14 protein-coding genes are annotated in these 12,211 nt (G+C 69.6%); 11 read left to right on the top strand and 3 right to left on the bottom strand.

Annotated features, from left to right (window positions below):
• Positions 1-349 precede the first annotated feature (349 nt).
• From C5E10_RS01590 to C5E10_RS01570, 5 genes are read left to right on the top strand one after another with little or no spacing between them, the layout of a single operon-like run.
• Positions 350-1,447, top strand: a complete 1,098-nt coding sequence (locus C5E10_RS01590) for a metal ABC transporter substrate-binding protein (protein ID WP_104330151.1) — start codon at positions 350-352, stop codon at positions 1,445-1,447.
• On the top strand, positions 1,444-2,253 hold the full coding sequence (locus C5E10_RS01585) for a metal ABC transporter ATP-binding protein (RefSeq protein ID WP_104330150.1): 810 nt from the start codon (positions 1,444-1,446) through the stop codon (positions 2,251-2,253). The genes C5E10_RS01590 and C5E10_RS01585 overlap by 4 nt, the downstream gene beginning before the upstream one ends.
• Positions 2,250-3,164, top strand: a complete 915-nt coding sequence (locus tag C5E10_RS01580; RefSeq protein WP_181062585.1) for a metal ABC transporter permease — start codon at positions 2,250-2,252, stop codon at positions 3,162-3,164. Before C5E10_RS01585 ends, C5E10_RS01580 begins: the two co-directional genes overlap by 4 nt.
• Positions 3,165-3,166: 2 nt before the next feature.
• Positions 3,167-4,003: a metal ABC transporter permease gene (locus tag C5E10_RS01575; protein WP_104330148.1), complete on the top strand. Its 837-nt coding sequence runs from the start codon at positions 3,167-3,169 to the stop codon at positions 4,001-4,003.
• A gap of 1 nt (position 4,004) precedes the next feature.
• A complete protein-coding gene (locus C5E10_RS01570; protein ID WP_104330147.1) occupies positions 4,005-4,463 on the top strand; it encodes a Fur family transcriptional regulator in 459 nt (152 codons plus the stop codon).
• Positions 4,464-4,518: 55 nt separating this feature from the next.
• Here the strand turns inward: C5E10_RS01570 and C5E10_RS01565 are convergent, their stop codons facing one another.
• Positions 4,519-5,499, bottom strand: coding sequence for an aldo/keto reductase (locus C5E10_RS01565; protein WP_104330146.1), 981 nt, complete (start codon positions 5,497-5,499; stop codon positions 4,519-4,521).
• A gap of 114 nt (positions 5,500-5,613) precedes the next feature.
• On the opposite strand from C5E10_RS01565, the gene C5E10_RS01560 reads away from it, so the two are divergent.
• Entirely contained in the window at positions 5,614-5,883 is a 270-nt protein-coding gene (locus tag C5E10_RS01560) for a hypothetical protein (protein WP_104330145.1), read from the top strand.
• A gap of 27 nt (positions 5,884-5,910) precedes the next feature.
• Here the strand turns inward: C5E10_RS01560 and C5E10_RS01555 are convergent, their stop codons facing one another.
• On the bottom strand, positions 5,911-6,741 hold the full coding sequence (locus C5E10_RS01555) for a nitrilase-related carbon-nitrogen hydrolase (RefSeq protein ID WP_104330144.1): 831 nt from the start codon (positions 6,739-6,741) through the stop codon (positions 5,911-5,913).
• Positions 6,742-6,894: 153 nt separating this feature from the next.
• Here C5E10_RS01555 and C5E10_RS18990 point away from each other — a divergent pair, with 153 nt between their 5' ends.
• From C5E10_RS18990 to C5E10_RS01535, 5 genes are read left to right on the top strand one after another with little or no spacing between them, the layout of a single operon-like run.
• A complete protein-coding gene (locus C5E10_RS18990) occupies positions 6,895-7,068 on the top strand; it encodes a hypothetical protein (protein WP_181062584.1) in 174 nt (57 codons plus the stop codon).
• Positions 7,065-8,552, top strand: coding sequence for a cytosine permease (locus C5E10_RS01550; RefSeq protein ID WP_181062583.1), 1,488 nt, complete (start codon positions 7,065-7,067; stop codon positions 8,550-8,552). Before C5E10_RS18990 ends, C5E10_RS01550 begins: the two co-directional genes overlap by 4 nt.
• A 2-nt stretch (positions 8,553-8,554) precedes the next feature.
• Complete coding sequence (locus tag C5E10_RS01545; protein ID WP_104330142.1) at positions 8,555-9,646, top strand: alcohol dehydrogenase catalytic domain-containing protein; 1,092 nt, start codon at positions 8,555-8,557, stop codon at positions 9,644-9,646.
• A 50-nt stretch (positions 9,647-9,696) separates the two neighbouring features.
• A complete protein-coding gene (locus tag C5E10_RS01540) occupies positions 9,697-10,350 on the top strand; it encodes a TetR/AcrR family transcriptional regulator (protein WP_104330141.1) in 654 nt (217 codons plus the stop codon).
• The gene (locus tag C5E10_RS01535; RefSeq protein ID WP_104330140.1) at positions 10,343-11,176 is read left to right on the top strand and encodes an SDR family NAD(P)-dependent oxidoreductase; all 834 of its coding nucleotides are present in this window, start codon (positions 10,343-10,345) and stop codon (positions 11,174-11,176) included. Before C5E10_RS01540 ends, C5E10_RS01535 begins: the two co-directional genes overlap by 8 nt.
• A gap of 68 nt (positions 11,177-11,244) precedes the next feature.
• On the opposite strand, the gene murQ is transcribed toward C5E10_RS01535, so the two are convergent.
• Positions 11,245-12,165, bottom strand: a complete 921-nt coding sequence (gene murQ / locus C5E10_RS01530; protein WP_104330156.1) for an N-acetylmuramic acid 6-phosphate etherase — start codon at positions 12,163-12,165, stop codon at positions 11,245-11,247.
• Between the last annotated feature and the right edge of the window lie 46 nt (positions 12,166-12,211).

Here is a 12,211-nt window from a genome sequence, read left to right as displayed (position 1 = left end):
CGGCCGTCCCCGCCCGCCCCGCTGCAACGGCGGCCAGAGTTGTGGCTGAACGCGGTTCCGCGTTCGCCAAGGCGCACTTCGCCACAACTCTGGTCACTGGTTGCGCTGGCTCCGGGGATGCACGCTCGCCGCGTTGCGCAGAGTTGTGGCGGGATGTCGTTGGCGCGGGTCGTAGCAGCGTCTATCCACAACTCTGCGCCGAGCCCCCAGCCCCCCAGCCGCCGAGTCGCCGAGCCGCCGAGTTGCCGAGTTGCCGAGTTGCCAAGCCGGTGGGAGTCACCGAGGCACCGCCAGCAATTCTCAGCCCGCGCAATTGACATTGATTCTCAGTACGAATTACACTCCACGGGTGAACCTTCGCTCTCCTGCCCTCATCGCCCTCGCCGGCCTGTCCACTCTCGCGCTCGCGGCCTGCTCCGGTCCGACCGCGGCCACCGACAGCGCCGCGGCACCCACCGCGGAGGGCGAGTCGTTCACCGTCGTCGCGACCACCACGCAGGTCGCCGACTTCACCCGCGAGCTCACCGAGGGCCTGAATGTCGAAGTCACGCAGCTGCTGCAGCCCGGCATGAGCGCGCACAGCTTCGAGCCGACCCCTGCCGACCTCGTCGCGCTCGGCTCGGCCGATCTTGTCGTCTCGAGCGGCGCTGGCCTCGAGGAGTGGCTCGACGCGGCCGTCTCGTCGAGCGGCTACGCGGGTGAGGTCGTGGATGCCTCGGCCAACGTCACGCTGTCGGGAAGCCATGAGCACGAGCACGGTGAGGAAGAGCACGCCGAGGACGAGCACACGCACGCCGAGGGCGAAGAGCACAGCCACGAGGAGGAGGCGCACGCCGAGGGCGAGGCGCACGCTGAGGATGAGCACGCCGAGGGCAACCCCCACACGTGGACCTCGCCGGCGAACGCGAAGCTCATGGCTGCCGAGATCGCCACGCACCTCGAGGAGCTCCCCGGCATCGACGCCGCCACGGTGCAGGCGAACGCCGACGCCTACGACGCCGAGCTGACGGAGCTCGACACGTGGATCGCAGCGAACGTCGACGCCGTCCCCGAGGCCGAGCGGGTCGTCGTCACCAACCACGACGCGCTCCACTACTACCTCGACCAGTACGGCATCACGTTCGTCGGCTCGATCATGCCGAGCTTCGACGACAGCGCCGAGCCGAGCGCCGCCGAGATCGACTCCCTCATCGCCGAGATCAAGGAGCACAACGTGAAGGCCATCTTCACCGAGACGCAGCTCTCCCCGCAGAACGCGGAGACCATCGCGGCGCAGACCGGAGCGAAGGTGTTCTCGGGTGAGGAGGCACTGGCGACGGATGCGCTCGGCGAGCCGGGAACCCCGACGGGCACGTATGTCGGTGCGACGGTGCACAATACTCAGATGATCGTCGATTCCTGGGGCGCCACCGCGACCGACGTGCCTGAGGTGCTCGCGCAGCAGTGACGCATCCAACCCCGCTCGTCTCGTACCGCGACGCCTCCATTGCCTACGGCAGGGAGGCGCCTGCGTTGACCGGTGTGTCATTCGAGCTGAGGGAGGGCGACGCGGTCGCGCTGCTCGGCCCGAACGGCGCAGGCAAGTCGACGCTGCTGCAGTCGCTGCTCGGCCTCCTGTCGACCAGCGGCACCGCGGAGGTGCTGGGCTCGGCTCCGGGGTCTCGTGCGTCCGAGGTCGGCTACCTGCCGCAGTCGACGCACATCGACCCCGACTTCCCCGTCTCGCTCCGCCAGGTCGTGATGATGGGCCGCTACCGACGCATCGGGCTGCTCCGGTGGCCGCGAGCCGCTGACCGCGAGATCGTGCGTCGCGCCATCGAGACGGTCGGGCTCACCGAGCTCGCCAACACGACCTTCGGGGAGCTGTCGGGTGGCCAGCGGCAGCGCGGCCTGCTCGCTCGGGCGCTCGCCACCGAGCCGAGGCTCATCCTCCTCGACGAGCCGTTCAACGGCCTCGACCGTGCCAACCGGGATGCGCTCATCGCGACCCTGCGCCGCCTCCGAGGGACGGGGGTCGGCATCGTCGTCTCCACGCATGACCTCGAGCTCGCGCATGAGGTGTGCTCCCACGTGCTGCTGCTCAACGGCAGGCAGATTGCCGGCGGGCCCATCTCGGAGGCGCTGACGGATGCGGCGCTCGCGGCGGCGTTCTCCGGCACGTCCGCAGACACCGAGGCGCACGGCGGCGCCCACGGCACGGTCTGCGCGCCGGGCGGCGACGACAGCGACGACCACGAGCGGGCCCGGGTGTGACCGATCTCTCCGTCCTGCTGCAGCTGCCGTTCGTGCAGAGCGCAGCCGTCGCCATCATCGTGCTCGCGGTCGCGAGTGCCATCGTCGGCACGGCCCTCGCGTTGCGCGGCCTCGAGTTCCTCAGCGACGGCCTGGTGCATTCGGTGTTCCCCGGCGTCGTGATCGGCTTCATCGCGGCGGGCACCGACGGCGTCTACGTCGGCGCCGGTATCGCGGCCCTGATCGCGACGGTTGCACTGACCATCGCCTCGGCGCGTGGCATCGGCTCAGACGCGACCATCGCGGTGGTCCTCGCCGGTGCTTTCTCCCTCGGCATCGTCATCGTCTCGCGCAGCGTCGACTACGCGTCGGGACTCGAGCATCTCCTCTTCGGGCAGCTGCTCACGGTCTCGAGCGCTGACATCGTCGCGATCTGCGTGCTCGGCGGCACCGCCGTGCTGCTGGTCCTCGGCACCTGGAAGGAGCAGCTGCTCGTCTCCTTCGACCGCAAGCAGGCGCAGGCGTCCGGCATGCGGGTGCTCGCCTACGAGCTGGCGCTGAACATCGCGATCGCGCTCGTGGTCGTCGCAGCCGCACGTGCGGTCGGCAACCTGCTTGTGCTCGCCCTCCTCATCGTGCCGGTCGCCGTCGCTCGCCTCGTCACGCGTCGGGTCTGGGCGATCGCCGTGGTCTCGCTCCTCGTGTCGGTCGGCTGCGGGCTCGTCGGCCTCTGGGCTGGCCTCTGGCTGTCGCTGGATGCTGGCATCCAGGCTTCCCCGAGTGCCGTGCTCGTGCTTGTGCTCGTCGCGCTGTACCTCGTGGTGGTGGTCGTGACCAGGCTCACCGCGTTCGCCGCCGCCGCCCGTCGCCGAGGCACCGCCGCCGCTGCTGCTGACCGTGCCCCCGCATCCGCTGCCGGGGTGGTCTCGTAGCCATGGACTACTTCGCTCTCGCGCTGCTCACCGGCACGCTGGTCGGCCTCCTCAGCGGTCTTGTCGGCGTGCTGGTGCTGCTGCGCCAGCGTGCCTTCTACACCGTCGCCCTCACGCACGCGACGTTCCCCGGCGGTGTCTTCGCGGCCGTCGTGGGCATCAACATCGTCGTGGGCGCATCCATCTTCAGCTTGCTCCTCGTGGCGCTCATGGCCGCGCTCTCGCGAGTGCCGCGGCAGGGCAAGCAGGTGGCGGCCGGCATCATCCTGAGCTTCGGCTACGCGCTCGGCATGCTCTTCGCGTCGCTCAACCGCGGCCAGTCGGTGCGCGTCGACTCGTACCTGACCGGGTCGATCCTCGCCATGAACCCCACCAACGTGTGGCTGCTCGGTGCGGCGCTCGTGATCGTCCTCGGCGTGTACGCGCTCTTCGGCAAGCAGCTGCTGTTCTCGAGCTTCGATGCCCGCGGCTTCCGCGCGGCCGGCTTCCGCGAGGGCGTCTGGGATCTGGTGGCGCTGGCGCTCATCACGCTCACGGTGGTCGTCGCGATGCCGGCGATCGGGTCCATCCTCGCGATCGCCATGATCGCGGCCCCCGCGGCGGCGGCCAGGCTCCTCACGAAGCGCATCGGGTGGATGCTCGCCCTGTCCTGCGCGTTCGGCGTCACCGCCGCCGTGGTCGGCCTGCAGGTGTCTCGGACCCTGTCCTTCGCGGCCGGCGGTTCGATGGCGCTCACCGCGGTCGCGATCTTCGTCATCGCGCTCCTCGCGAAGGGCGTCATCGACCGGTTCGCGCAGGGCGTCTCGCAACGCGCATCCGCCCCCGGTATGGTCGGCTGATATGAGCGACGAGACGAACGGTGAGGGCGGCACGACCGCCGGTGCTGCCGCGGCCCCCGTCAAGAGGAACACTCGTCAGCGCGAGGCCGTGCGCCGCGCTCTGGCGGAGTCGTCGGAGTTCGTGAGCGCCCAGGTGCTGCACCAGCGGCTGTCGGCGGCTGGCGAGCGCATCGGGCTGGCCACCGTGTACCGCACGCTTGGCACGCTGAGCGAGAGCGAGGAAGCCGACTCGCTGCAGAACGCCGAGGGGGAGGTCGTCTACCGCGCCTGCGTCATGGGCGAGCACCACCACCACCTCATCTGCCGCAACTGCGGAGCGGCCGTCGAGATCACGGCCGACCCCGTCGAGCAGTGGGCGTCGAGCGTCGCCGCGAAGCACGGCTACACGCAGGCGAGGCACGTCGTCGACATCTTCGGCCTCTGCCCGAAGTGCACGGCTGCAGCTGCGGCGTCAGCCTAGTCCGCCCGGGGCGGCCCCGCAGTGGAGCCGCCCGTGGGGCCGCCCGTGGGGCCGCTCACCACCGGGCGTGGACCGTCTGGCGGAAGAACCGGTCGTAGATCTCGTGCACGTTCGCGTCGAGATCTGCGGGCAGCTCGAGCGAGGCGGCGGATGCGTTCGACTCCGCCTGCGCTCGGTTCCGTGCGCCGGGGATGACACTCGTCACCCCGTCCTGTGCTGCGACCCAGGCGATGGCCGCCGCGGCGGGGGAGACGCCCTCGGGAAGCGCCGCGGCGAACGCCTGGGCCGCCTCGACGCCGGTACCGAAGTCGACGCCGGAGAAGGTCTCTCCGACGTCGAAGGCGCTGCCGTCGCGGTTGTAGGTGCGGTGGTCGTCGGCCGAGAAGGTCGTGTCCTTCGTGTACCTGCCGCTCAGGAGGCCGGAGGCGAGGGGCACTCGGGCGATGATGCCGACACCAGCCTCGCGCGCTGCCGGCAGCACGAGGTCGAGCGGCTTCAGGCGGAACGCGTTGAAGATGATCTGCACGGATGCGGTTCCCGGCCTGGCGATCGCGGCGAGGGCCTCGTCCGCGGTCTCGACGCTGACGCCGTAGGCGGCGATCGCACCCTCGGCGACGAGCGTGTCGAGGGCGTCGTAGACGGCATCGTTCGAGAACACGGGGGTCGGCGGGCAGTGCAGCTGCACCAGATCCAGGGTGTCGACGCCCAGGTTGCTGCGCGAGCGGTCCGTCCAGGCCCGGAAGTTGTCGAGTGTGAACTGGGCGGGGTCCTGTGGGCCCCTGCGTCCCATCTTCGTGGCGACGAAGACGTCGGCGTTCGGGTTCTCGCGTCGGAACGTCCCGATCAGCGTCTCGCTCCGGCCGTCACCGTAGACGTCGGCGGTGTCGAAGAAGGTGACGCCGCTCTCGACGGCGGCGCTGAGGACGTCGAGCGCTGCGTGCTCGTCGACGTCACCCCAGTCGGAGCCGAGCTGCCAGGTGCCGAGGCCGACGATGGACACTGGGCGGCCGGTACGGCCGAGGGTTCGCTGAAGCATCCCCGATGCTAACGCGCCGCACCTGGCCCAGTGCCGTGTGGTCGGCGAGTGCAGGTGACACCCGCAGCCGACTCGTCGACGTCGCTTCCAGTTGCCGCTCGTAGGGTTGTGGGCATGAAGCCCGAGCAGGAAGCCGCTCCCCAGCAGGTCGCAGTCTGGTACTTCGTTGCCGCCACCTTCATCTTCGCCGGCCCGGCGCTCATCGCGGATCTTCCCGTCTGGGTGCGCATCGCGTCGCTGGTCGTCGGCCTCGTGCTCGTCGTCTTCGGCGGGCGGCAGCTGGGCCGCGAGACCGCGGGCCGCCGACGGTCGAGGGATGCGGCGCGGCCCGACACCCAGGACGGCTCGGCGTCCGAGCCGATCGGGCCGACGAGCGACCGGTAGGCGTGCAGCTGGCCGAGCTGTGCGGGGCTAGCGAGGGTCGCGGAGGTCCTTCAGGTACGTGTTGACCTCGCGGGCCTTCGAGACCTCCAACGACAGGATCTCAGCACTCAGCAGCTCGGCATCGTCGCGACCGGCGATGGCGAGGGTGTTGCCGTAGGGGCTCGCAATGGTGCTCAGCCCCGTGAATCCGGGACCCGAGTGGTTCGCGTAGGCGATGTACAGCCCGTTCTCGAGGGCCCGCACGGGCACCATGTGCGTCGAGATGACCTCGGCGTTGTACGAGTGCCCTGGCTGGTCGCCCGCGACGTCGCCCGTCGACGGGACTGCCGTCGGGATGAGCAGCGCCTCCGCGCCCGCGACCGCGGCACGTCGAGCGATCTCGGGGAACTCGATGTCGTAGCAGATGGCGAGCGCGACCCGGAGGCCCGCGACCTCGACGACCTCGGCGGCGGCATCCCCGAGGTCGAAGACCCGCTGCTCCTCAGCGCCGAAGAGGTTCGACTTGCGGTAGCGGGTGAGTTCGTTGCCGTCGCTCGCGAAGAGCGAAGCCGAGATGAAGCGGCGCTCGGTCGTGGCGTTGGCGGCGAACCCGGCTGAGCGCTCGATGGTGTGCTCGACCGTGGATGCGACGATCGCGATGCCGGAGTCGGCTGCGATGCGTGCGATCTGCTCGCGGATGGCCGAGCCGTCCTCGCCGGCGACCCGCTCCGGCGCGTAGCCGGTCGCGAAGAGCTCGGGCGTGACGAGGATCTCGGTGCCAGCCTCGGCCGCTCGCCCGGCGAAGGAGCGGAGGAGCTCGAGGTTCTCTTCGACGGCGCCGACGGCGCCCTGTGCCTGCAGTACGGAAATCAGCGCCATTGCCAGCCTCACCTCGTCGTCGTGGTCGCTCGGATCTCGAGCGTGCCGGGTCTCTTGAAAAGTAGTTCTTGACATGGTCGGGGGAACAGCCTCAGGATAGCCGAAACCGAAGGTAATTCGGTTCTTCTGGATTCGACGACGAAGGCTGGACCCATGGACATGCGCGACCCGGAGATCACGGCAGATCTCGCGAGACGACTCGACTCTATCGCGACCGCCGAAGCCGGCGACATCGCGCACGAACCCCTGAGCGGCCGCGACATCGGCCTCTTCGTGCTCACCTGCGTGGCCCTCGTGGTTGCTGGCGCCCTCGTGGTGATCCTGTGAGCGGCGGCGCCGGGCGAAAGGTCGAGGGCGCATCCGCCGAACTCGATCAGGCGGCGACGTTCGGCTCGCTGCCGCTCCTCAAGAAGGAGCGCATCTGGTCCGGCTGGGACTACAGCTGGGTGAACCTGAGCCTCGCGATCGCGACCTGGGCGTTCCTCGTCGGCGGTTCGACCGCGCTGCTCGTCGGCTTCCAGGACGGCATCGCCGCGATGGTCATCGGCAACGCGATCGGCCTCGGCATCATGGTGCCAGCCGCCACGGCGGCGAGCGCACGCTTCGGCGTCGAGCAGTACACGATCCTCCGCCCCGTCTTCGGGCTCATCGGCGTGGGCGTGCTCGTCTTCACGGTCATCCTCGTCACCGAGATGGGCTGGTCGTCGCTCCTCGCGATCATGGTGGGCCGCGCCGTCACGCAGGTCGCCAACGGTGCCGCGGGCACCGACTTCGGCTCTGGCAGCCTCCTCGTCACGGTCGTCGGCCTCGTCGCGATCCTCATCGCGTGGCTCATCCTGTCGCGTGGCCCCGTCACGATCGGCAAGCTCAACCGCTTCGTCGCCCCGGGCCTCGTGCTCGTCACGGTCTTCATGCTGTTCTTCCTCGTCTCGAACACGTCCTGGGAGGCGCTCTTCGCGGCCGAGCCCCTCGCGCCGTTCGAGGAATCGCAGCTGAACTTCATGCTCGCCGTCGAGTTCAACGTCGCCGTCGGCTTCTCCTGGTACCCCGTGATGGGCTCCATGGCGCGCATGACCCGCTCGCCCAAGGCGGCGCTCTGGCCCGCGTTCACCGGCCTCATCGTCGGCACGCTCGTCGCCCAGGTCGTCGGCATGGCCGCGGCGCTCACCCTCGGCGACTCCGACCCGACGGTGTGGATGCTGCCCCTCGGCGGTCCGATCCTCGGCGCGTTCATGCTGCTGTTCATCTCGTTCGCCAACATCACGAGCATGTCCTCCATCGTCTATTCGACGGTGCTCGCGATCCGGCAGGCGAGCGGCAACCTCCTCGGACGTGTGCCGTGGCCGCTGCTCTGCGGCTCGTTCTTCGTGCTCCCTGCGATCCTCACGTTCTTCCCGGACTTCATGTACCAGCAGTTCATGGTGTTCGTCACGATCTCCGGCGCCTTCCTGGCCGCCATGTGCGGGGCGATCCTCGCCGACTACTTCGTGCTCCGACGCCAGTGGGTTCGCCTCCCCGACCTCTACCGGCTCCGCGGCGAGAGCGCCTACCACTTCACGGGCGGCGTCAACTGGGCCGGCATCATCTCGGTCGTCGTCGGTGCGGCGTTCTACCTGTGGATCTACAACCCGGTCACGCTCGAGACGCATCCGCTGTTCCTGATCCTCACCGCCTCGGCCCCGGCCACCGTGCTCTCGGGCGGCGTGTACCTGCTGCTCGCCCAGCTGCTCTACCGGCGCCGCGGCGTCGGCGCGTTCTCGGACACGGAAGCCACGACCACTCACCAGACGACCACCCGGAAAGGGGTCTGACCATGCGCGCACAAGCGGCAGTTCACTTCGAGGGAAGCAACCAGCTCGAGATCCGCGAGATCGAGGTCGCTGAGCCGGGACCGGGCACCGTGCTCGTGAAGCTCGGCGCGTCCGGCGTCTGCGGCTCCGACCGGCACGTGCTCGACGGCGACTGGCAGCTGCCATCGCCCACCGTCATGGGCCACGAGGGCGCCGGCGAGGTCGTCGCCATCGGCGAAGGCGTCGTCGACGTCGAACCGGGCGACCACGTCATCCTCAGCTGGTTCTACCCCTGCCGCCGGTGCACCGCCTGCCTCAGCGGCCGCGCCTACGTGTGCACGGGCAGCCGTAGCGAGGAGTGCCTCCTCCCCGACGGCACGACGCCCCTGTCGCTCGACGGCGAACCCGTGTACCCGTACCTCACGGCCGGCACGATGAGCGAGTACGCGGTGGTGCCTGAGTCGGCCGCCATCAAGGTTCCCCGTGAGGTGCCGTTCGACGTCGCGAGCCTCATCGGCTGCTCGATCGCCACCGGCATCGGCACGGTCGTCAACGACGCCTCCGTCGACGCGGGCGAGTCAGCGGTTGTCATCGGCGCCGGTGGCGTCGGGCAGAGCATCATCATGGGCCTGCACCTCGTGGGAGCGAACCCCATCATCGCCATCGACCTCAACGAGGACAAGCTCGCCGCGGCCCGCGAGCTCGGGGCAACCCACACGATCGTGCCTGGGCCCGATCTCGCCGCCCAGGTCGCTGAGATCACGGGTGGCGGCGCCGAATACGCGTTCGAGGCGATCGGACGCGTGCAGACCATCGAGTCCCTGCCCAGCCTCATCGCTCCGGGCGGCACCGCCGTCATCGTCGGACTCCCGCCGGTCGACGCCCCGGTCTCGATCGACGCCCTGATGCTCGCCGAGACCGGCAAGCGCCTCATCGGCACGAACTACGGCTCCACGGTGCCCGGCCGCGACTTCCCGAAGCTCGCCGCGCTCTACCTCGCCGGGCGCCTGCCCGTCGACAAGCTCATCAGCGAACGCATCCAGCTGAGCGACGTCAACGACGCGTTCGATGCCATGCGAAGAGGCGAGCGCGCGAGAAGCGTCATAGTCTTCTAGACCGATCCATCTCCACGCTCTGCCGTGGATCGAGAACTGGGAGTGTGACCATGGCTCGTCCGCGGGTACCGATCCTGTCGCCCGAGAAGATCTGTCTGGCTGCGCTCGACCAGATCGACCGAAAGGGTGACTTCTCCATCCCGGTCCTCGCGAAGGAGCTCGGCGTGAGCGCCTCGTCGATGTACCACCACGTGCACGGGCGGGCTGGCATCGTCAACGGCATCCGCAGCCTCATCAGCACGGAGCTGTCGCTCGCGATCGGGCTCGAGGATGCCACCGACGAGGACCTCGCGGCGCTCGCCGCCATGAGTTGGCAGGACCAGGTCCGGCGCTGGTCGAAGGACTACACCTCGGCCCTCGCGAAGCATCCGCTCGCTCTGCCGATCATGGTGCAGGAGCCCGTGAGCGACGAGGAGACGCTCGACGTCTACGAGGCCATCGCGATCACGTTCCGCTCGGTGGGGTTCACCGACGAGCAGGCGCTCGTCGCGATCGCCGTGCTCGAAGGGCTCACCTTCGGGCGGGTCGTGGATGCGGCGTCCCCGCCCATTCCTTGGTCGGCCGACCCGGTCGCGCATCCCGTCCTCCACGGCGTGACGACGTCGCTCGAGCCGTCGCGTCGCCTCGAGCTGGCCTTCCACTTCGGGCTCGAGGCGGTCATCACGCGACTCGAGAGCGTCCTGGAGGCGAACGCTCGTGGCTGAGGCGCGCACCGTCGTCATCACAGGCGGCTCGGACGGGATCGGAGCTACGGCGGCGCGAGCCCTCGCGGCCAAGGGGTGGCGCGTGGTCGTCGTCGGGCGCAACGCGGAGAAGACGGCTGCCGTCGCCGAGGAGATCGGGGCGGAGCGCTTCGTCGCCGACTTCTCCCGCCTCGACGAAGTGCGGAAGCTCGCGGCGAGACTCATCGAGCAGGTCGGCCCGATCGACGTGCTCGCGAACAACGCCGGCGGCATCTTCGGCGACCGAACGCGCACCGTCGACGGTCACGAGCTGACCCTGCAGGTCAACCACCTCGCACCGTTCCTGCTCACGAACCTCCTGCTCGACCAGGTCAGCGTGGGGGCCGTCGTGAACACGGCGAGCATCGCGGCACGGCTCATGGGTCGCATCGATCTCGACGACCTCAACAACGACGCCCGCTTCAGCGCGAACAAGGCCTACGGCGACGCGAAGCTCGCGAACATCCTCTTCACCAAGGGGCTGCACCGAGGCCTGGCGGGACGGCCCGTCGCGAGCGTCGCCTTCCACCCCGGGGTCGTCGGCACGAACTTCTCCTCCGACTCGACGAGCCTCATGCGCCTGCTCTACCGCACGCCGCTCGCGAAGCTCTTCACGATCAGCGCGGCCAAGGGCGGCGAGACGCTCGAGTGGTTCATCGCCGGGCAACCCGGCGTGACCTGGCAGGCGGGGGAGTACTACGACGAGCGGCACCACGCGACCAACGTGAATCCGCAGATCTTCGACGAGGACCTCATCGAGGGCCTGTGGAAGCGCAGCTCGGAGCTGGTGGGGCTCGACGCCCGGTGACGAGCAGGGCCGTCGACCTGTGCGCGGTGGTTCTCAGCTCAGCTCAGCTCAGCTCTCGGTCGCCGGGCTCAGCCTGCGGCGAGCTCGACCGCCTTGCGCACGCTTCCCTCGGCCTCGGTGAGCAGGGCGGCGGCCCGCTGCGCGTCGCAGTCGGCCAGCAGCATGACCACGGCGGTCTTCGCGTGATCGCTCGCCGATGCGAGCGCAGCGTCGGAGTCGGCGCGTGACGCCCCCGTCGCCTCGGCGACGATGCGCTGAGCCCGGTCGACCAGCTTGGCGTTGGATGGGCGGACGTCGACCATGAGGTTGCCGTAGGCCTTGCCACCGCGGACCATGCTGGCCGTCGAGAGCATGTTGCACACGAGCTTCTGAGCGGTGCCAGCCTTGAGCCTGGTCGACCCCGTGAGGACCTCCGGCCCGGTCACGACCTCGATCGCGATATCGGCTTCCGCGCTGATGGGCGCGCCCGCGTTGCAGACGATGGAGATGGTCGCGGCGCCGCGGCGCCTGGCGGCCTTGAGCCCGCCGATGACGTACGGCGTGCGTCCGCTCGCCGCGAGCCCCACGACGACATCCTCTGCCCGCAGGGCGACCGCGTCGAGTTCCCGCTCAGCCAGTTCGGGGTCGTCCTCGGCGCCCTCGACGGCGCGCACGAACGCTTGCGACCCACCGGCCATGACGCCGAGGACGTCCTCGGGGGAGGTGCCGAAGGTCGGCGGGCACTCGACCGCGTCGAGGAGGCCGATGCGGCCGCTGGTGCCAGCGCCGAGGTAGATGAGTCGCCCGCCGGCACGCCGCGCCTCCGCGATGCGATCGGCGGCTCGCGCGATGACGGGGAGCGCTGCGCGGACGGCGGCGGCGACGGTCGCATCCTCGTCGTTCATGAGGCGCAGGATCTGCTCGGTCTCGAGCGTGTCGAGCTCCATGCTGCGCGGGTTGCGACCCTCGGTCGAGAGCGCTGCGAGTGTCGAGATCTCTGTGTCTGGCATGCTCGTCTCCGATCCTCGGCTCGCCACCATGCGAACCTGAGTTATG

It is taken from the genome of Pseudoclavibacter sp. RFBG4, from assembly GCF_002931515.1.
In the GTDB taxonomy this organism is placed as follows: Bacteria; Actinomycetota; Actinomycetes; order Actinomycetales; family Microbacteriaceae; genus Pseudoclavibacter.
The sequence above is the reverse complement of the archived record's forward strand: the minus strand, read 5'-3'. Positions and strand labels throughout refer to the sequence as shown.